General features: G+C 68.2%; 20 protein-coding genes. 6 read left to right on the top strand and 14 right to left on the bottom strand.

Features of this window, described 5'->3' with window-relative positions:
• Positions 1–166: 166 nt before the first annotated feature.
• Positions 167–559: a TIGR02300 family protein gene (locus AC0IWM_RS17545; RefSeq protein ID WP_471757043.1), complete on the bottom strand. Its 393-nt coding sequence runs from the start codon at positions 557–559 to the stop codon at positions 167–169.
• 289 nt (positions 560–848) lie between these two features.
• Here AC0IWM_RS17545 and aroA point away from each other — a divergent pair, with 289 nt between their 5' ends.
• Both aroA and cmk read left to right on the top strand, forming a co-directional pair.
• Positions 849–2,198 carry a 3-phosphoshikimate 1-carboxyvinyltransferase gene (gene aroA / locus AC0IWM_RS17540; protein ID WP_471757041.1) on the top strand — a complete coding sequence of 450 codons (1,350 nt, stop codon included), beginning with the start codon at positions 849–851 and terminating at the stop codon, positions 2,196–2,198.
• Between the two features lie 5 nt (positions 2,199–2,203).
• On the top strand, positions 2,204–2,836 hold the full coding sequence (gene cmk / locus AC0IWM_RS17535; RefSeq protein WP_471757039.1) for a (d)CMP kinase: 633 nt from the start codon (positions 2,204–2,206) through the stop codon (positions 2,834–2,836).
• 85 nt (positions 2,837–2,921) lie between these two features.
• On the opposite strand, the gene gltA is transcribed toward cmk, so the two are convergent.
• Positions 2,922–4,211: a citrate synthase gene (gltA, locus tag AC0IWM_RS17530; RefSeq protein WP_471757037.1), complete on the bottom strand. Its 1,290-nt coding sequence runs from the start codon at positions 4,209–4,211 to the stop codon at positions 2,922–2,924.
• Between the two features lie 248 nt (positions 4,212–4,459).
• Positions 4,460–5,881 (bottom strand): glutamate--tRNA ligase, encoded by a 1,422-nt coding sequence (gene gltX, locus AC0IWM_RS17525; RefSeq protein ID WP_471757035.1) that lies wholly within the window; start codon positions 5,879–5,881, stop codon positions 4,460–4,462.
• A gap of 183 nt (positions 5,882–6,064) precedes the next feature.
• Here gltX and AC0IWM_RS17520 point away from each other — a divergent pair, with 183 nt between their 5' ends.
• Positions 6,065–8,344, top strand: a complete 2,280-nt coding sequence (locus AC0IWM_RS17520; protein WP_471757033.1) for a ComEC/Rec2 family competence protein — start codon at positions 6,065–6,067, stop codon at positions 8,342–8,344.
• Here the strand turns inward: AC0IWM_RS17520 and lexA are convergent.
• Positions 8,338–9,090, bottom strand: coding sequence for a transcriptional repressor LexA (gene lexA, locus AC0IWM_RS17515; protein WP_471757031.1), 753 nt, complete (start codon positions 9,088–9,090; stop codon positions 8,338–8,340). The genes AC0IWM_RS17520 and lexA overlap by 7 nt on opposite strands.
• 236 nt (positions 9,091–9,326) lie before the next feature.
• On the bottom strand, positions 9,327–10,112 hold the full coding sequence (locus AC0IWM_RS17510) for a DUF937 domain-containing protein (protein WP_471757029.1): 786 nt from the start codon (positions 10,110–10,112) through the stop codon (positions 9,327–9,329).
• 165 nt (positions 10,113–10,277) lie between these two features.
• Here AC0IWM_RS17510 and sfsA point away from each other — a divergent pair, with 165 nt between their 5' ends.
• A complete protein-coding gene (gene sfsA, locus AC0IWM_RS17505) occupies positions 10,278–10,985 on the top strand; it encodes a DNA/RNA nuclease SfsA (protein WP_471757027.1) in 708 nt (235 codons plus the stop codon).
• Positions 10,986–11,036: 51 nt separating this feature from the next.
• Here the strand turns inward: sfsA and AC0IWM_RS17500 are convergent, their stop codons facing one another.
• Positions 11,037–11,867 (bottom strand): FkbM family methyltransferase, encoded by an 831-nt coding sequence (locus AC0IWM_RS17500; protein WP_471757025.1) that lies wholly within the window; start codon positions 11,865–11,867, stop codon positions 11,037–11,039.
• Positions 11,868–12,208: 341 nt separating this feature from the next.
• Between AC0IWM_RS17500 and AC0IWM_RS17495 the strand changes: the two genes are divergently transcribed.
• Together AC0IWM_RS17495 and AC0IWM_RS17490 are read left to right on the top strand one after the other, a co-directional pair.
• Entirely contained in the window at positions 12,209–13,471 is a 1,263-nt protein-coding gene (locus AC0IWM_RS17495) for an outer membrane beta-barrel protein (protein WP_471757023.1), read from the top strand.
• Between the two features lie 152 nt (positions 13,472–13,623).
• Entirely contained in the window at positions 13,624–14,388 is a 765-nt protein-coding gene (locus AC0IWM_RS17490; RefSeq protein ID WP_471757122.1) for an alpha/beta fold hydrolase, read from the top strand.
• A 16-nt stretch (positions 14,389–14,404) separates the two neighbouring features.
• On the opposite strand, the gene AC0IWM_RS17485 is transcribed toward AC0IWM_RS17490, so the two are convergent.
• From AC0IWM_RS17485 to AC0IWM_RS17450, 8 genes are all read right to left on the bottom strand, one after another.
• Positions 14,405–15,166, bottom strand: a complete 762-nt coding sequence (locus AC0IWM_RS17485; RefSeq protein ID WP_056470163.1) for an ABC transporter permease — start codon at positions 15,164–15,166, stop codon at positions 14,405–14,407.
• Positions 15,163–16,089, bottom strand: coding sequence for an ABC transporter ATP-binding protein (locus AC0IWM_RS17480; RefSeq protein ID WP_471757021.1), 927 nt, complete (start codon positions 16,087–16,089; stop codon positions 15,163–15,165). The genes AC0IWM_RS17485 and AC0IWM_RS17480 overlap by 4 nt, the downstream gene beginning before the upstream one ends.
• A gap of 128 nt (positions 16,090–16,217) precedes the next feature.
• Positions 16,218–16,703, bottom strand: a complete 486-nt coding sequence (locus AC0IWM_RS17475; RefSeq protein ID WP_471757120.1) for a F0F1 ATP synthase subunit B family protein — start codon at positions 16,701–16,703, stop codon at positions 16,218–16,220.
• 93 nt (positions 16,704–16,796) lie between these two features.
• On the bottom strand, positions 16,797–17,360 hold the full coding sequence (locus tag AC0IWM_RS17470) for a F0F1 ATP synthase subunit B family protein (RefSeq protein WP_471757019.1): 564 nt from the start codon (positions 17,358–17,360) through the stop codon (positions 16,797–16,799).
• A 109-nt stretch (positions 17,361–17,469) separates the two neighbouring features.
• On the bottom strand, positions 17,470–17,697 hold the full coding sequence (locus AC0IWM_RS17465; protein ID WP_018044493.1) for a F0F1 ATP synthase subunit C: 228 nt from the start codon (positions 17,695–17,697) through the stop codon (positions 17,470–17,472).
• A gap of 109 nt (positions 17,698–17,806) precedes the next feature.
• Positions 17,807–18,562: a F0F1 ATP synthase subunit A gene (locus tag AC0IWM_RS17460; protein WP_056470150.1), complete on the bottom strand. Its 756-nt coding sequence runs from the start codon at positions 18,560–18,562 to the stop codon at positions 17,807–17,809.
• A 115-nt stretch (positions 18,563–18,677) separates the two neighbouring features.
• Entirely contained in the window at positions 18,678–19,052 is a 375-nt protein-coding gene (locus AC0IWM_RS17455) for an AtpZ/AtpI family protein (protein ID WP_471757017.1), read from the bottom strand.
• Positions 19,053–19,102: 50 nt separating this feature from the next.
• Positions 19,103–19,291 carry a hypothetical protein gene (locus AC0IWM_RS17450; RefSeq protein WP_471757015.1) on the bottom strand — a complete coding sequence of 63 codons (189 nt, stop codon included), beginning with the start codon at positions 19,289–19,291 and terminating at the stop codon, positions 19,103–19,105.
• Positions 19,292–19,302 lie beyond the last annotated feature (11 nt).

Genomic DNA, 19,302 nt, shown 5'->3' with positions numbered 1-19,302 from the left:
ACTCTCAACACCCCGGATCCTGGAAATCCCGGGGTGGTCTTCGTCGGCGGGCGCTTCGCCCGCCGTCGATAGCGGTCATGTACTGGGGCTTGTCCGCCGCCTCAACCCCCTTTGTGCCCCGCCGGCAAACTTTTTTCCCGGCGAGTCTGAAAGGGGTGGGCGAAGATCAGCTCTCCTCGTCGTTCTCGATGTCGCCGTCGATGAGGTCGGCCACGTCATCGTCGCCGGTGTCCTCCTCCTCGAGGAAGGTGTCGTCGGCATCGTCGTTGCTGTCGCCGTCGACGTCCTCGGTCGTCGTATCGGCGTCATCCTCGGCCGCTTCGACCTCATCGAGGGACACGATCTCCGGACCGCCCTTCTCGGCGTCCGTATCCTCTTCGTCATCGGCCGGGGCCGCGGATGCGCGTGCCGCCAGGGCCGGAGCGGCGCGGCCGGAGACCGCGGCGACCTGGTAGATCGTCCCGCATTTCGGGCAGGTCGGCGGGTCGTTGTCGAGGTCGTAGAACTTGGCGCCGCAGCTCATGCATTGACGCTTCAAGCCGAGTTCCGGTCTGGCCACGGGCGAACCTCTAGTACGTGCGATCTTTTGGGAGAGGCGCCCCGTTAGTCGCGTGGGACGCTCCTGTCAAATTCTCCTGCGAATCGTGGGCGTTCCGCGCCCAGGATCGCCTTTCCGCAGGGGTTTTCGGACGCAAGGCACCCCGGAAGCGCACCCGTCGGATGACGGCGACGGCGACGCATGTTAACCGGCCCCATGAACCGGCCCCATGAATTAACCGGCCCCCTGATCGACGCGCCTGCCGGCCAGCCCGCAGGCGCCCCAGCGCCCAGCCGAAAAGTCGACGCCCGTGTCTCATGATTCTCCGCCGCAACCCCTGACAGCTCATGCGGGCCTGCCCCTGCGGGGCAGCCTGCGACCTCCGGGGGACAAATCCATCTCGCATCGCGCGATGATCCTCGGACTCCTCAGCATCGGCGAGACCAACGTCGAGGGACTTCTCGAAGGCGACGACGTCCTGCGCACCGCCGCCGCCGCCCAGGCCCTCGGCGCCGACGTGGAGCGGGTCGGCGAGGGACGCTGGCGCCTCCGCGGCGTCGGGATCGGCGGTCTCAGCGATCCCGAGGACGTGCTCGACTTCGGCAATGCCGGAACCGGCTCGCGCCTGATGATGGGCGTCGTCGGCGGCCAGCCCGTCACCGCGACCTTCGACGGGGACGCCTCCCTGCGAAAGCGGCCGATGCGTCGCATCCTCGATCCTCTGGTGCGCATGGGCACCGAAGTGGTGAGCGAGGAGGCGGGCGGCCGGGTCCCCCTGACGCTGCGCGGGCCGCGCGAGGCGATCCCGATCACCTACGAGACGCCGGTGGCCTCGGCCCAGATCAAGTCGGCGGTGCTGCTGGCCGCGCTGAACGCGCCCGGGACCACGACGGTGATCGAGGCGGCCGCCACCCGCGACCATACCGAGCGGATGCTGCGCCTGTTCGGGGCCGAGGTGACGGTGACGCCCCATGGACCCGACGGGCACGGTCGGACGATCACCCTCACGGGCCAGCCCACCCTGCGCGGCACCAAGGTCGTCGTGCCCGCCGACCCGTCCTCGGCGGCCTTCCCCCTGGTGGCGGCGCTGATCGTCCCGGGTTCCGAGGTGACGCTGGAAGGCGTCATGATGAACCCTCTGCGGATCGGGCTGATCACGACCCTGATCGAGATGGGCGCCGATATCGAGCGCCTGCGCGAGCGGGAGGAGGGCGGCGAGACGGTCGCGGACCTGCGCGTGCGGGCAAGCCGCCTCAAGGGCGTCGACGTCCCCCCGGAACGCGCGCCGGCGATGATCGACGAATACCCGGTGCTCGCCGTTGCCGCCGCCTTCGCCGAGGGCACCACGCGGATGCGCGGCCTGCACGAACTGCGCGTGAAGGAATCCGACCGTCTTGCCGCGGTGGCGGACGGCCTGAGTTCCAACGGGGTCGCCTACGTCGTCGAGGGCGACGATCTCATCGTCCACGGCACCGGCGAGCCGGCGCGGGGCGGCGGCACGGTCGCGACCCATCTCGACCATCGCATCGCCATGGCTTTCCTGGTGATGGGGCTCGCCACCCGCGACCCGGTCACCGTGGACGACGGCGCGATGATCGCCACCAGTTTCCCGAGCTTCCTGCCGACGATGCAGGGCCTCGGCGGCCGGATCGACGGGTGATTGCGATGCCGATGGTGATCGCGATCGACGGCCCCGCCGCCTCGGGCAAGGGCACCCTGGCCAAGCGGCTGGCGACCCATTACGGCCTGCCGCACCTCGATACGGGTTTGCTGTACCGGGCCGTCGCCCTGACGGTCATCGACGCGGGCCGCAACCTCGACGATCATCAGGCGGCGGCGCGAGCGGCCGCCAGCCTGATCGCCGACCGCCTCGCCGACCCGCGCCTGCGCGAGCGCGCCATGGGCGAGGCGGCCTCACGCATCTCGGCGGTGCCGGCCGTGCGGGCGGCCCTCCTCGCCTGGCAGCAGCGCTTCGCCGGCAATGCCACCGGCGCGGTGTTGGATGGGCGGGATATCGGGACCGTCGTCTGTCCAAATGCGCAGGTGAAGCTGTTCATCACGGCCGCTCCCGAGGAACGGGCACGCCGGCGCCATCTCGAATTGCTGCGGCGGGGCGAATCGGCAAGCCTCGGGGCGATCCTGGCCGACATCGTCGCACGGGACGCGCGAGACGCGCAGCGCTCCACGGCGCCGCTGAAGGCGGCGGCGGACGCGGTCATCCTCGACACCACCGATCTCGATGCCGACGAGGCCTTCGCGGCCGCCCGCGAGGTCGTGGATCGCGCCCGGCCGCATTGAGCAACCCCGTCCCCGCCGTTCCGCTCACGCGGTCTTTCAGGAACGAAGGAAGCCTCGCCGGATGGTCCGGCGAGGCGGGAACGGATCAGGTGCGCTGATCGATCGGCGTGTACTCGCGCTTGTCGGGACCGATGTAGAGCTGGCGCGGGCGGCCGATTTTCTGCGAGGGATCCTCGATCATCTCGGCCCACTGGGCGATCCAACCCGTCGTGCGGGCCAGGGCGAACAGCACCGTGAACATCGAGGTCGGGAAGCCCATCGCCTTCAGGGTGATGCCCGAGTAAAAATCGATGTTCGGGTAGAGCTTCTTCTCGATGAAGTAGTCGTCCTTGAGCGCGATCTGCTCGAGCTGCACCGCGACCTCGAGCAGCGGATCGTCCTTGATGCCAAGCTGTCCGAGCACCTCGTGGGTGGTCTTCTGCATGATTCGCGCGCGCGGATCGTAGTTCTTGTAGACCCGGTGGCCGAAGCCCATCAGGCGGAACGGGTCGTTCTTGTCCTTGGCCTTCGCCACGTACTTGGCGACGTTCTCCGGATGCCCGATCTCCTCGAGCATCTTCAGCGCCGCCTCGTTGGCGCCGCCATGGGCGGGGCCCCACAGGCAGGCGATGCCGGCCGCGATACAGGCGAAGGGGTTGGCGCCCGAGGATCCGGCGAGACGGACCGTCGACGTCGAGGCGTTCTGCTCGTGGTCGGCATGCAGGATGAAGATCCGGTCCAGCGCGCGGGCGAAGATCGGATTGACCTTGAACTCCTCGCAGGGCACCGCGAAGCACATCCGCAGGAAGTTCGAGGTGTAGTCGAGGTCGTTCTTCGGATAAACGAACGGTTGGCCGATGGAGTACTTGTAGGCCATCGCAGCCAAGGTCGGCATCTTGGCGATCATCCGCATCGAGGCGACCATGCGCTGCTGGTCGTCCGAGATATCGGTCGAATCGTGGTAGAAGGCCGAGAGCGCGCCGACGCAGGCGACCATGATCGCCATCGGGTGCGCGTCGCGGCGGAACCCTTGGAAGAAGCGGTTCATCTGGTCATGCACCATGGTGTGGCGCGTGATCCGGTAGTCGAAATCCGCCTTCTGTGCCGGGGTCGGCAATTCGCCGAACAGCATCAGGTAGCAAGTCTCGAGGAAGTCGCCCTGCTCAGCGATCTGCTCGATGGGGTAACCGCGGTAGAGAAGGATACCCGCATCGCCGTCGATGTAGGTGATCTTCGACTCGCAGGAGGCGGTCGAGGTGAAGCCGGGGTCGAAGGTGAACTTGCCCGTCTTCGCGTAGAGCTTTCCGATGTCGATGACGTCCGGACCGATGGTGCCGGTCTTGATCGGAAGTTCGACGTGGTCGTCGCCCACGGTGATCGTGCTGAAGGCGCTCATGGAGACCTGGACCCTTTCGTGGCAGCGGGGCGGCGGCGGCCCGCGTGGCGATGCAATCGACCACCCGGGTCCGGGGTGCAAAGGCAGCGCATGCTGCACTTGCTCACGCGAGCATGGGGGTAGCGGATCGGCGGACCGTCATCAACCGACGGCCCGTCTCACCTCGGTGTCGAAGCGAAATCCAGGCCGATTTGTCATTCCTGCGCACAAAATGCCGAACCGAATCGGCAATTTTGTGCGCTGCGATCTCAGCCGATCTGATCGCGCAGGCGGCCGAGGCATTCCTCGCGACCGAGAACGGCCATCACGTCGAAGACCGGCGGCGAGGTGGCGCGCCCGGTGAGCGCAGCCCGCAGGGGCTGCGCGATCTGGCCGAGCTTGAGCCCGTTGGTCTCGGCGAAGTGCCGGACCGCGCCTTCGGTGGCGGCGGCGGTCCAATCGGGCAGCGCCTCGAGACCTGGCAGGAGCGTAGCGAGACGATCCCGGGCCTCGTCGCCGACAAGCCCCTTCGCCTTCTCGTCGGGTACCAGGGGGCGCGCGGCGGTGAGGTAGTAGGCGCTGTCGAGAAGTTCCACCAGGGTCTTGGCGCGCTCCTTCAGGCCCGGCATCGCGGCGGTGAGCGTCGCGCGCAGGGACGGGCTCATGGGCACCGCGATCCCCCGTGCCGGACCGAGGACCGGCAGCACATCGTCGATCGCCGCGACGAGGTCGGCATCGGCGGCGCCCCGGATGTAGAATCCGTTGAGATTCTCCAGTTTGGCGAAGTCGAATCGGGCCGGCGAGCGGCCGATCGCCTTAAGGTCGAAGGCGGCGACCATCTCCTCGGTGGAGAACACTTCCTGGTCGCCATGGCTCCAGCCGAGGCGCACGAGGTAGTTGCGCAGGGCGCTCGGCAGGTAGCCGAGGTCGCGATAAGCATCGACGCCCAGGGCGCCGTGGCGCTTCGAGAGCTTGGCGCCGTCGGCCCCGTGGATCAGGGGGATATGCGCCATGGCGGGCGCCTCCCACCCCAGGGCGTCGTAGATCTGGCGTTGGCGCGCGGCGTTCGTGAGATGGTCGTCGCCCCGGATGACCTGCGTGACGCCCATGTCGTGGTCGTCCACCACGACGGCGAGCATGTAGGTCGGGTTGCCGTCCGAGCGCAGCAGCACGAGATCGTCGAGATCCTTGTTCTGCCAGACCACGCGCCCCTGCACGCCGTCATCGACCACCGTCTCGCCGTCGGTGGGCGCGCGCAGGCGAATCACCGGCTTGACGCCGGAAGGCGCCTCGGACGGATCGCGGTCGCGCCAGCGGCCGTCATAGCGCAGGGGCCGTCCCTCCGCCCGGGCGGCCTCGCGCATGGCCGTCAGTTCCTCGGGCGTGGCATAGCAGCGATAGGCATTGCCGGAGGCCAGCAGTGCCTCGGCGGCCTCTCGGTGACGGGCGGCACGGGCATACTGGTAGATGACCTCTCCGTCCCAATCGAGGCCGAGCCAGCGCATGCCGTCGAGGATCGCGTCGATGGCCCCTTGGGTCGAACGCTCCCGGTCCGTGTCCTCGATGCGCAGCAGCATGCGCCCGCCGAAGCGGCGGGCATAGAGCCAGTTGAACAGGGCCGTGCGAGCACCGCCGATGTGGAGGTAACCCGTAGGCGAGGGCGCGAAGCGCGTGACGACGGCTGACGACATCAATCTGGACTTGAATGGCTCGTGAAACGGGCGGGAAGCGGATCGACCGGCCCGGAACCGCGCGTGTAGCATGCGCGCGGGCCAGCGTTAAGAAATCGTCCAGGTCCCCGGGTCGCAGGGTCCGAGGATCGCCGGCGCCCATCGCTGCCTCCCTGATAGGGACATGGGCCGGAGGTTCACGCGATGGCACAGGCACGTGCGGCGGCTGCGATGGGGCGCATCACGCGCCACCTCGCCGCGCGTCGACCAGGTGCCGGCCTCGTCGTCGCCTGGCTCCGCACCGGGTGGAACCGCGAAATCGAGCAGCGCCGCCTCTTCGCATGGATTGCCGTCGCGTTCGGCTGTGGCATCCTGGTGTTCTTCCTGGGCACCCAAGGGACACCGTCGGTCCTGGCGCCGCTCGTGGCGGCGGGCCTGTTGGCCGGGACGACTCCGTTCCTCGCGAGCCGTCCGATCGGGCTCGCCCTCGTGGTCGCAGCCATCGCGGCGTTCCTCGGCTTCGCGGCGGCAACGGCGCGGGTGCAGCGCGTGAGCGGTCCGATCCTGGCCCGCACCACCATCGCGCCCCTGCTCGGAACCATCGAGGGATTGGACGAGCGGGAGGAGGGCGCACGCCTGATCATCCGCGTCGAGCGCTTCGGTACGCTCGGCCCCGAGGTCCGGCCGACCCGGGTGCGCGTCTCCTACCGCAAGGCGAACACCTTGAAGCCCGGCGACCACATCGCCGCGACCGCGCGGCTGCTCCCGCCACCGGAAGCCGCCCGGCCCGGTGGCTACGACTTCGCCCGGGATGCCTTCTTCCGCGAGATCGGCGCGGTCGGCTCGCTCGTCGGCAAAGTCGAGGTGCGGCCGGTGCCCGAAACCGCGGACCGGCAGTTTCGCCTCGCCGCCGCCGTCGACGCGGCGCGGAACGCCCTGACGCGCCGGATCACGGATGCCAATGGCGGGCAGGCCGGAGCCGTGGCGGCAGCCCTCGTCACGGGCAAGCGCGGGCTGATCAGCGGCGAGACCAACGATATTCTGCGCGCCGCCGGAATCTACCACGTCGTCTCGATCTCCGGTTTGCACATGGTCCTGGCGGCCGGCGTGGTGTTCTGGCTCGTGCGTGCGCTGCTGGCCATGCTGCCGTACGCAGCGTTGCATTGGCCGATCAAGAAGCTCGCGGCGATCGTCGCCATGGTGGGCGTGACGGCCTATTGCGTCTTCTCCGGCTGGGACATCGCGGCCGAGCGGTCGCTGATCATGACCCTGGTGATGCTCGGCGCGATCCTGGTCGACCGGCCGGCCCTCAGCATGCGGAACCTGGCGATCGCCGCCCTGATCGCCCTGGCGCGCGAGCCGGAGGGGCTCCTCGGCCCGAGCTTCCAGATGTCGTTCGGAGCGGTCGCCGGCCTGATCGCCTGCGCACCGCTGATCGGCGGCCGCGGGCTGCGCCGCGATGGGATCGGCCTGCTGCCCCGCGCTTTCGCTCTGCTGACCACGGCGATCGTCGGCACCCTGGCGACGACCCTCGTCGCACAGATCGCCACGGCTCCCTTCGCGACCTATCATTTCCAGACGATCCAGCCCTTCGGGCTGGTGGGGAATGCGCTCACCCTGCCGCTGGTCTCCCTGGCCGTGATGCCGTCGGCCGTCCTCGGCATCCTCGCCTATCCGTTTGCCCTGGATCAGCCGGTCTGGTGGGCGATGGGCCTCGCTGTGCGAGGGATGCTGACGATCTCCACCTGGATCGCGGGCTTCGGGCACGCGGTCGTGGTGATTCCGGCGTTCGGGGCGGGTGCTCTCGGTCTCATGGCATCCGCGCTGATCGTCCTGACCCTCCCGGCCTCGTCGTTGCGCTGGCTCGGCCTGCTTCCGGCGGCAATCGGCATCGCCTGCGCGGCCACTCCGGATCGCCACGACATCTACATCGATCGCGAGGGGGCGGGTGCGGCGATCCGGGACCGCAGCGGGCGGCTCGCCACTCTGGGGCGGCCACCCTCCTTCGTCCTCGGGCAATGGCTGAAGGCGGATGGCGACGGCCGCAAGGTGGAAGACGTCCCAGCGTTTCAGGGGGCGCGCTGCGATCGCCTCGGCTGCACCTTGATCACGCCAGACGGCCGCGCGCTCGCGCTGACCACCGACAAGCGCGCGCTCGGGGAGGATTGCGCCAGGGCCGAGATCCTGATTTCCCGGCAATCCGCCCCTCCAGGCTGTGCCGCGCCGATCATCGTCGACCGGAATTTCCTGCAGTCACACGGCGCGACGTCGATTCGCCTCGCCCGCGATGGCCCGGTACGCGCGACGGCCAAACGTTTTGGTGACCTCGTCCCCTGGCGCGCGAATTCGTCACGAAAACCAACGGAAGCGGCACCGGCCCCATCGGACCTGTTCAGCCCGCCGACGCCGCGAGCGGCGCCGGACCGAACTGGCGATCCGTCGGATTCGTCCGGTGACGAACCGGACGGCGAGAGCCTTCAGTAGCGACGAACGAGGCTGACCAGGCGCCCCTGGATCTGGACCCGGTCCGGACCGAGCACGCGGGTCTCGTAGGCCGGGTTCGCGGCTTCCAGGGCGATGGATGAACCGCGCCGACGCAGGCGCTTCAGGGTCGCCTCCTCGTCGTCGATGAGCGCCACGATGATGTCGCCGGTATTCGCGGTGTCCTGTTTACGGATGACCACGAGGTCCCCGTCGAGGATTCCCGCTTCGATCATCGAGTCGCCGCGCACCTCCAGGGCGTAATGTTCGCCGCCGGCGAGGAAGTCCGGCGACATCGTCACCGAGTGACTCTGCTCCTGGATGGCCGAGATCGGCGTGCCGGCCGCGATCCGGCCCATCACCGGGATGGTCACCGCCCGGCCGCTCTCGTCAGTGGCCTGCGTCGTCGGCAGGCGGGACACCGAGGCACCCGCCGGCAAGCCCTTGCCCTTGCCACCTTCGACCACGCTAGGCGTGAAGCGGCGCACCTCGGGAGCCGGAGCGGCGCGGGACGCGCCCGCGTTCCCGCCCAGGCTCTCCGGCATCCGGATCACCTCGATGGCGCGCGCCCGATTCGGCAGCCGGCGCAGAAAGCCGCGCTCCTCGAGGGCCGTGATCAGGCGGTGGATACCCGATTTCGACTTCAGATCGAGGGCGTCCTTCATCTCGTCGAAGGACGGAGGAACGCCGCTCTCGCGCATCCGAAGCTGGATGAACTGGAGCAGGTCCAGCTGCTTACGCGTCAACATGCGGGACACTCTTCGTTAGCGCCACGAAGCGCGGCGGATGGCACCAGAAACAAACCACGAACACATTAAACGTTCCGTAAGTGTTCTGCAAGGGTTCCTGTCAAGAGCCCTCGAGGTGCCGGGGATGGCCGGAACCGCGCCGTGGGCAGATCCCTTCACGGATGCCCGTTGCCGCGGACGCGTCGGGGCCCTGGCCCGATCGGGAGCGGCCTGTCGCGGACGACGGTGTGGTGGCGCTACGACGTCCGGGTCCGTCCGCTGCGGGGCTTGGCACCGGGGGCCTCGCCCCCCGCCTCGGTGGAAACGCGGGGATCCTGCCAGAAGGTGTCGAACAGGCGCTGCATGGCGCGCGCGTTTTCCTGCTGCACCTCCAGGCCGGTCTGGAACATCTGCTGCATCACGTCGAAGGGGGCGTCCGCAGCAGTCTTGTCCGGTGCATCGGCCCCTGGCCGTGACGGGGCCGTGAGCCGGGGCGGCGTCGGGCGCGCCCGCGCCTGAGGCGGCGAGGGCGCGGGACTCGCGGCGGAGGCACCCGATTTCAGGAACGCCTCCATCATCTCCGACCAGGCGTTGGGGGGGAAGCCGAAGGGATTCGCCTCGGCGCGCGAGGCCGGCGCAGGCGCAGGCGCCTGGTTGATCATGACGTGGACGATCCCCGCCACCACCATACCGGCCATGACCGGCAGCATCTGCTTCAGGGCCGGCATCGCGACGCCGCTGACGGTCGCCGCCTGCTGCAGCACCGCCTGGCTGAGATGTGGCGAGCCGAACAACTGCTTGACCAGCATGTCCATCTGCGGCGTCGCGCTCGGTGCCATGGGGGCAGTCGGCCCCACGAGGTTGAACAGGTGGGCGAAGCCGGTGGGATCGTGAGCGACGTTGCGCTGCAGGCCCATGGTCAGCGCCGGCATCAGAGCCTCCATCGCACGCAGGCCCTGTTCCGGCGACAGGCCGAACTGCCGTCCGAATCCCTGCGCATTGGCGCCCGCCTGCGCCTGGAGAATGTCGAACAGATTGAACATGGCGGCCTCGCGGACGAACAGCGGCTTTCCCGGCTAACGACCCGGGGCGCGCCCCGCGAATTCTGTCGCATCCGGGTAGCACTGACCAGCCCAGGCGCCTCAGGACTGCCCGATTCCGCGCCGACGGGAGCCCGCATCAACCTATTTCTTGCCCCGGATCCGCCGATGCGCTTCTCCGCGCCCCTGATCGAGGCGCGCCTCGTGCGTCGCTACAAGCGCTTCCTGGCCGACATGGAACTAGGCGACGGCTCCCTGGTCACCGCCCACTGCCCCAATCCCGGGGCGATGCTGGGCCTCGCGGTTCCGGGCGCGCGCGCACTCGTGTCCGAGACCCGGAGCCCGACGCGCAAGCTGGCTTTCTCCTGGGAACTGGTGGAGGCGGACCTGCCCGGCGGGCGGCAATGGGTGGGCGTCAACACGATGCGGCCGAACGCCCTGGTGGCGGAAGCCTTCGCGGACGGCAGCCTGCCGGTGCTCGGCGGCTACACCGTCCTGCGCCCGGAAGTCCGCTACGCGCAGGCCAGCCGCGTCGACTTCCTCGCCACGGGCGAGGAAGTGCCGCCATGCCACGTCGAGGTGAAGAACTGCCACCTGATGCGCCGGGCCGGCCTCGCGGAGTTCCCGGATTGCGTCGCCGCTCGCAGCGCCCGGCACATGGCGGACCTGGCTGCGGTTGTGGAGGCCGGGGGCCGCGCGATGGTCGTCATCGTGGTGCAGATGTGGGCCGACCGCTTCGACGTGGCCCGGGACCTCGACCCAGTCTTCGACCGGGCGTTCCAGGCCGCACGGGCCGCTGGCGTCGCCGTGCACGCCCATCGCTGCCGCATCGGCCCCGGCGGGATCACCATCGCCGACGCCATCCCGGTGCTGTAGGACGCCCGTCTCCGCGAAAGCCGGCTCGGTAGAGGGGGGAACGACGCGCCGTCAGGCGGCCCGCTCGAAGATCAGGTTGAGGCGCGTGCGGGCGATCCGGCGATAGCCGTGCTGTTCCAGGAGGGCAGGCAGGTCGATCTGCCACTGATCGGTGCCGTTCTCGACGATCAGCAGGCCCGGCCTGAGTGCGGCCGGGGCCGCCCGCAGGAACGGCTCCAGGATCAGGTCCTCGGCCCCTTCGACGTCGAGCTTCATGGCGTCGATGCGCTCGATCCCCTCGCCGCGGGCGAGATCGAGCAGCGGCAGGGCCGGCACCCGGATCTGCGCGCCTTCGTTCGTCCCGACGATCTTCAAGCTCGATTCGCCCCGGTTGCGCGGATCGACGAACAGGGTGAGTTCGCCGGCCTTGTCGGCGACGGCACAGGCCACCGCCTTCACCGTCCCGAACGGATTCTGAGCGATGTTGTAGGTCAGGCGGTCGAACACGTCCGGCTGCGGCTCGACTGCGAGGATGCGCGCGCGCGGCCCTGCGAAGGCTGCCACGAACAGCGCATAGGCCCCGATATTCGCGCCGATATCGAGGAAGGTGCAGCCCGGCTGAAGCTTCGAGCGCAGGAGTTCGCGCTCCTCCGGATCGAAGAACTGCGGCGTGAAGAGCACCTTCTTCTCGCAGTTGTTGTTGTAGGGGTAGAGCCGCATGCGCGCGCCGTAGCGCTCGACGTCGAGGGGGGCGCCCCGCAAAAGGCCGATCGCCACCCGGCGCAGGAACAGGGCGAGGCGCCGGCCCGCCCAGCTGGCGTAGGAGATCCGCCCTGTCTGCTGGGCGATGCGGGCGACGAGGCCGGTGGGAGCGTAGGTGCCGTAGGGCTGCGTGTCTTTCATCGTGCCTGCTGATGCCAGCGCGCGGGCGCGGCGGCAAGCGAAGGCGACACGAGGCCCTGGCCCGAAGTCGATGCCGGACGTGCCCCCTCAGCGCGCGGACGGAGAGCGGCGATAAGCTGCACCACCCGTCCAGCCCGAGAAATTTCCTGCAAGCTGGGACAAATCCCCGAGAGCGGCCTTCCGAGGCCAAAGCTGTTCCATTGTGGCAACACCACGACTGAAACCAGTATGGACGGGGCTAGATTGCCTTAAAAGTAGGCGCATGCACAAAGGATAGCTTTGCCGTAGCGGGGAACCTTTGAGAACGTCGCCATAACGCAGATTCCTCCGCAGAGTTCCCCATGACCATGCACCGCTCGCTCCTCGCCCTCTCAGCCGTCCTGCTGTCGTCGGTCTGTGCCTTCGCAGCCGACATCCCGGCGAAGGTGCTGGCCGTTCCGGCTCCCCCGGCCTCCTGCAAGGCCGAGATCACGTTCCCGGCCTATGGCGGCGTGATCAAGCAGAACCCGAACCCGGCCTGCCTGACGCTCGGCGCCTTCGGCGACATCTACGTCGGCGGCGCGGTCACGGGCTACTTTTACACACAGCCGAACCAGTACACGTTCTCGCCCGCCCCCTTGCCGAGCGATCGCGCCGGTCGCGTGGACGTTTCGAACCTGATGGGCTTCATCCAGAAGGCTGACGGCCCCTTCCAGTTCTACGCCGCCTTCGGCGCCTACTCGATCCCCGGTCTCGGCCTTCCGATCTACGGCACGTTCGACCAGACGGATCTGCTCTACTCCCCGGTTCCGATCGCCTACGGCAAGTACGTGATCAACGATAATTGGTCGATCCAGGGCGGCCGCATGCCGACCCTGATCGGCTCCGAGCTGCCCTTCACCTTCCAGAACCTCAACATCTCGCGCGGTCTCCTCTTCGGCCAGGAGAACGTGATCAACCAGGGTGTGCAGGTGAACTACTCGGACGGCCCGTGGGCGGCCTCGTTCGCCGCGACCGACGGCTTCTATTCCGGTGAAATCAATTGGGTCACCGGAGCGATCACCTACAAGATCGACGCCGCCAACACGATCGGCATCAACGGCGGCACGCACTTCTCGAGCTTCACCAATTTCGACCTCGCAGACCCGTTCGGTCGCCGCGGCCTGCGCTTCCAGTACGCCACCCCGGTGTCGCTGCAGAACAGCAGCATCATCAGCGCCAACTACACCTACGCGGACGGTCCGTGGATCGTGACGCCGTACGTGCAGTATACCAACGTCGAGCGGAACGCCGTGCTCGGCCTCGCCGGTGCCGAGACCTTCGGCGGCGCGCTCCTCGCCAGCTACGCCTTCACGGACAACTTCGCTCTCGCCGGGCGTGTCGAGTACATCACGCAGAGCGGCAACCGTAACAACCCGTTCGGGCAAACCTCGGTCCTCTACGGTCCCGGCAGCTCGGCCTTCTCCTTCACAGTGACCCCGACCTTCACCTTCGACCGCTACTTCATCCGCGGCGAATTCTCGACCGTGCAACTCTACGACATCAACCCCGGGTTCGGGTTCGGCCGGAGCGGCCTGAAGACCTCCCAGGAGCGCTACATGCTGGAGACCGGCATCACCTTCTAATCTGATCTGAGGGTCCGGTTCGAAGAAACGCGGCGGCAGGGCGACCTGCCGCCGCTTTCATTTCCGGGAGGCCGTCAGGCGGGGGCTTCCGTCCGCGCGCCCGGCGGTCCAAGGAGGCAGGCATCATGCCCCGACCGATAAGGCCCGAGCCCATGCAGAGCTTCGATTCAGACGGTGTCACCCTCGCCTATATCGACGTCCCGGCCGTGGGCGGGTCGGGCGATCCGATCCTGCTGATTCACGGCTTCGCTTCGAATCATGCGGTGAACTGGGTCAACACCCTCTGGGTCCGAACCCTGACCCAAGCCGGCTATCGCACCATCGCGTTCGACAACCGGGGGCATGGCGAGAGCCAGAAGCTCTACGATCCGGAGGCCTACGGAGCCGACCTCATGGCCCAGGACGCGCGCCGCCTGCTCGACCATCTCGGGATCGAACGCGCCGACGTGATGGGCTACTCGATGGGCGCACGCATCGCCGCTTTCCTTGCCCTCGACGCGCCGCAGCGCGTGCGCTCGCTGCTCCTCGGCGGCCTCGGCCTGCACCTCGTGGAAGGCAAGGGCCTGCCGGATGGGATCGCCGAAGCCCTGGAGGCGGAAACCGGCGCACGTGCGCCGAACCCGACGGCCGCCGCGTTCCGCACCTTCGCCGAGCAGACGAAGAGCGACCTGCGGGCGCTCGCCGCCTGCATGCGCGGTTCGCGCCAGGCCCTGTCGCGCGCCGAGGTCGCGGAGATCCTGACACCCACCCTGGTCACGACGGGCACCTTCGACACGGTCTCGGGCTCTGGTCCGGCACTGGCGGCCTTGTTCCCGAACGCCACCGCTCTCGAACTGCAGAACCGCGATCACAGCACGGCCGTTGGCGATCGCGGCCACAGGACGGGCGTGCTCGATTTCCTGTCCCGGCGCCCCTGACGGGACGCCCACCGCTTCAGCTCTTCAGGCGGTAGCCGGTCCGGAAGATCCAGGTCACGCCGGCCAAGCACAGAACGAGGAAGACCAGCGCCATGGCGAGGCTGATGCCGACGCCGACATCCGAGGTGCCGAAGAAGGCCCAGCGGAAGCCGCTGATGAGGTAGACCACCGGGTTGGCGAGGCTCACGGCCCGCCAGAAGGGCGGCAGCATCTCGATGGCGTAGAAGCTGCCGCCGAGGAAGGTCAGCGGCGTCACGATGAGGAGCGGCACCAACTGCAGCTTCTCGAAGCCGTCGGCCCAGAGGCCGATGAGGAAACCGAACAGGCTGAAGGTCACCGCGGTGAGGAGCAGGAACAGCACCATCACGAACGGATGCTCGATGCGCAGCGGCACGAACAGAGCGGCGGTAGCCAGGATGATCAGCCCGATGAGGATCGATTTCGAGGCCGCGGCACCGACATAGCCGAGCACGATCTCGAGGGGCGAGACCGGGGCCGACAGGATCTCGTAGATCGTTCCGGCAAAACGCGGGAAGTAGATGCCGAACGAGGCGTTGGCGATGCTCTGCGTCAGCAACGAGAGCATCATCAGTCCGGGCACGATGAAGGCGCCGTACGCCACACCGTCCACCGAGGCGACGCGCGAGCCGATGGCGGCGCCGAAGACCACGAAGTACAGCGAGGTGGCGATGACCGGGGCAACGATGCTCTGCAGCGCCGTGCGCCAGAAGCGCGCCATCTCGAAGCCGTAGATGGCGCGGACCGCGTACCAGTTCATGCGCGTTCCTTCACGAGGTCGACGAAGATCTCCTCCAGCGAGGATTGGCTGGTCTGGAGGTCGCGAAAACGGATGCCGGCGGCGGCGAGGTCCGCCAGCAGCGCGGTGATCCCGGTCCGCTCGCCCTTGGTGTCGTAGGTGTAGACGAGGTCCTGGCCGTCCGGCTTCAGGGTCAGGTCGTGCCGCGCCAGGGCCGGGGGCAGGGCCGCGAGGGGCTCCTGCAGATTGAGGGTCATCTGCTTCTTGCCGAGCTTGCGCATCAGCTCGGCCTTCTCCTCCACCAGGATGATCTCGCCCTTGCGGATCACTCCGATTCGATCGGCCATCTCCTCGGCCTCGTCGATGTAGTGGGTGGTCAGGATGATGGTGACGCCCTTGTCGCGCAGCGAACGCACGAGGCGCCACATGTCCCGGCGCAACTCAACGTCGACGCCGGCGGTGGGCTCGTCGAGGAACAGGATTCGCGGCTCGTGGCTCAGCGCCTTGGCGATGAGCACCCGGCGCTTCATGCCGCCCGACAGGGTCATGATCCGCGCATCGCGCTTCTCCCAGAGGGAGAGGTCGCGCAACACGCGCTCGATATGCGCAGGATCCGGCCGCAGGCCGTAGAGGCCGCGGCTGAAGCTCGTCGTGGCCCACACCGTCTCGAAGGCGTCGGTGGTGAGTTCCTGCGGCACGAGACCGATGAGGCGGCGGGCCTGACGGTAATCCCGGGCGATGTCGTGCCCGCCGGCGAGAATGCGGCCGGCGCTCGCCGTCACGATGCCGCAGAGGATGCTGATCAGCGTCGTCTTGCCAGCCCCGTTTGGACCGAGCAGGGCGAAGATTTCGCCCTCCGCAATCTCGAGATTGATGCCGTTGAGGGCCTTGAGGCCCGAGGCGTAGACCTTGGACAGGTTCTGGATCGAGATGATCGGCTGCATCGGGGCTCCGCTGCGGCGTTTCGCCGGCGCGATCGGGGCGGCTTTCTAGCATGCCCTCGTCGCAGGTCGGTCCTGAAAACGAGAAAGCCGCCTCGCGGCGGCTTTCCCTGAGCTCGTGATGGTGGCGATCAGGCCCGCAGGCGGGTCCGGACCTCGCCGAGGCTCTGGCGGACGAGGTCCTGAGCCGCGTCGCCCTGCATGCGCTCGCGCAGGATCACCTCGGAGACCTTCACCGCGGCATCGGCGGCAGCGGCCCGGACTTGAGCGGTCGCCTGAACCTCGGCCTGGGCGATCTTGGTCTCGGCCGACTTGGTGCGGCGGGCGATGAAGTCGTTCAGGCGGGCATGGCCCTCGTCGGCGATGCGCTGAGCCTCCTCGCGGGCGGAGGCGACGATGGCCTCGGCCTCTCGCTCGGCCTCGGCGCGACGCTTCTTGTAATCGGCGAGGACGCCGGCGGCCTCCTCACGCAGGCGACGCGCCTCGTCGAGTTCGTGGCGGACGCGCTTGGCGCGCCCGTCGAGGCCCTTGATGATCTGGTTGAAGCCGCCGACCTTCCAGACCACGGCCATGAACAGGACGAAGGCGACTGCGACCCAGAATTCGGCTTCCAACAACATGCTCGTCGTCCCAACTGGATGGTGTCCGGCGGTCCGGCGGGGGCGTCGCCCCTCGGGTCCAGCCGGTCAGGTGTGGCTTGGCGTCCCGCCTCAGTGCGGGAAGGCGACGCTGTCGAGGGCCTTGGCCAGGGCGGCCTCGTCCGGGCTGCGGCCGGTCAGGCGCTCGACGATCGCCGAGGCGGTCTCGCCGGCGATGCCGCGCACGTTGCCCATGGCCTCGGCGGTCCGAGTGCGCAGGGTCGCCTCGGAGGCGGCGATGCGCGCGTTCAACTCGGCCTCGAGCGCCTTGCGCTTGGTCTCGGCCTCCTGCGTCAGCGCCGTGCGGGTCTCCAGGGCTATGGCCTGGGCCTTGGCCTGCGCGTCGCTGAGGGATTTCTCGTAGGCCGCCCCGGCGGCATCCGCCTCGGCCTTCAGGCGCTGGGCCTCGTCGAGGTCGCTCGACAGGCGCACGGCGCGGTCGTGCAGGATGGCCTGGATGCGCGGGAGCGCGATCTTGTCCATCAGGTAGTACAGCAGCCCGAAGGCCAGAGCGAGCCAGATGAGCTGGGACGCGAAGGTGTGGCTCTCGAAGGGCGGGAAGCCGCCGCCGTGCTCGGCGGCCGGCGTCGCGGCGAAGCCTTCATGCGTTGCGGTCGAATGGGCCGGCTGAGCCATGACGTCCTTCGCGTAAATTCAAGGAGTGGGGACCGGACACCTCTGCCATCCCTGCGGGAGGCGGCGTCCGGTCCGGTATCGGTTCGAGATCCGAGACGACGAGCGTGTCTTAGACGGCGAACAGGAGCAGCAGCGCGACGAGCAGCGAGAAGATGCCGAGCGCTTCCGTGAGGGCGAAGCCGAGGAGCAGGTTGCCGCGCTGGCCGTCGGCGGCCGACGGGTTGCGGAGCGCGCCGGCGTAGAACTGGCCGAAGAGGTTGCCGAGGCCGATGGCGGCGCCCGCCATGCCGAGACAGGCGAGGCCGGCACCGATGTACTTGGCAGCTAAGGGATCCATCAAATTGCTCCTGGTGTCCGTGTCGTCGTTGCGTGGAGAGAAATCCGGCCTGCGACCGCGGACCGGGGACGGAAGGGGGTATCCCGGCCGATGGCCGGGAGGACCCGGCTCAGTGGCCGGGATGCAGGGCGTCGCTGAGATAGATCGAGGCGAGCGTCGCGAAGACGTAGGCCTGCAGACCGGCGACGAGGAATTCGAGGGCCGTGACGGCGACGCTGAGGGCCAGCGGCAGCGGCGAGATCGCACCCCAGGCACCGGCGGCGAGCAGCGCCGGCACGAAGCCCGCGAAGATCTTGAGCGCGATGTGGCCGGCGAGCACGTTGGCGAAGAGACGGACGGCGAGGCTGATCGGGCGCGAGATGAAGGACACGATCTCGATGGCGACGATCATCGGCATGAGCCACCCGGGCACGCCCGAGGGCACGAACACCTTCAGGAACTTCGTGCCGTGGGCCATGAAGCCGTACACGATGACGGTGCCGATCACGAGCAGCGCCAGCGCGAAGGTGACGATGATGTGGCTGGTCACCGCGAAGGCGTAGGGGATCATGCCCAGCATGTTGAGCACGAGCACGAACATGAAGAGCGAGAAGATCAGCGGCATGAACCGCTCGGAACCGTGTCCGGCGGACTGGCGCAGGGTCGAGCCGATGAACTCGTAGAAGAGTTCGGCCATCGACTGCATGCGGCCCGGCACCACCGAACGGCGGGCGGTGGCGACGACGGTGATCAGCGCGATGATCCCGACGGCAGCGAACATGTAGAGCGCGGACTGGGTGAACGCGATCTCCTGGTTGCCGATATGACCGAAGGAGACCAGCGGCTTGAGCTCGAACTGGTGGATCGGATCCATCTTTACGGCCATTGCCGCTCCCGTCCTTCTGAATCTCGGCCGGCCAGACGGCCCGCCACCACCGGTGCCGCGTGAGCGGCATGCTTCGCATTCGATCCGCCGCAGGCACGGCGCTTCCAGAGAACCGCTAGCGGTCCAGATCCTTCGTCGGCGCCTTGGGAAGAGACCCCGAGACGCGCATGACGTTGTAGACGCCGGTGGCGAACCCCAACATCAGCAGGACGATCAGTCCCCAGGGTTTCGTCCCGAGGTAACGATCGAACATCCAACCGAGAATGCCCCCGGCGAGGACGCCCGCGATGAACTCGGTCGAGAGCCGCATCGCCTGGCCGAGAGGAGAGGGCCCGGCCGCAGGACCGGGACGCGTCGAATGATCGGGAGTGGCGCTCGGCCGCTTCCGCTCAATCTGCGTCTCAAGACGTTTGAGCCTCTGAGAGAGGTCCGCGTCCAGTGCTTTCTTCCGCCCGTCCCCGCCTTCGTCCGCTGTTTCGTTGCCGCTCACGGCGAGAACTCACATTGGCGAGAGCGGAGGGAACCGGCGGAACGCCTCCTTCAAGCGGGGCGCACCATAGTTTCGCCCACCTTGGGTGTCAAGGCGCCCTCGACCTCACGTAAGATCTTGTCACGCCACGACAATTCGGTGTTTTGCAGAACCGCCCCCAGGTGTTCGCCGAAAGGGCCGGCGAAGGGATAGGAGACCGCCACCGTGAGCACCGAAAATTCGGGCTCGCGGGTATCCACGGATCCTCGGT

The sequence above is a fragment of the Methylobacterium sp. AC433 genome (assembly GCF_979253015.1).
This window is presented reverse-complemented; position numbering and strand designations above follow the sequence as displayed.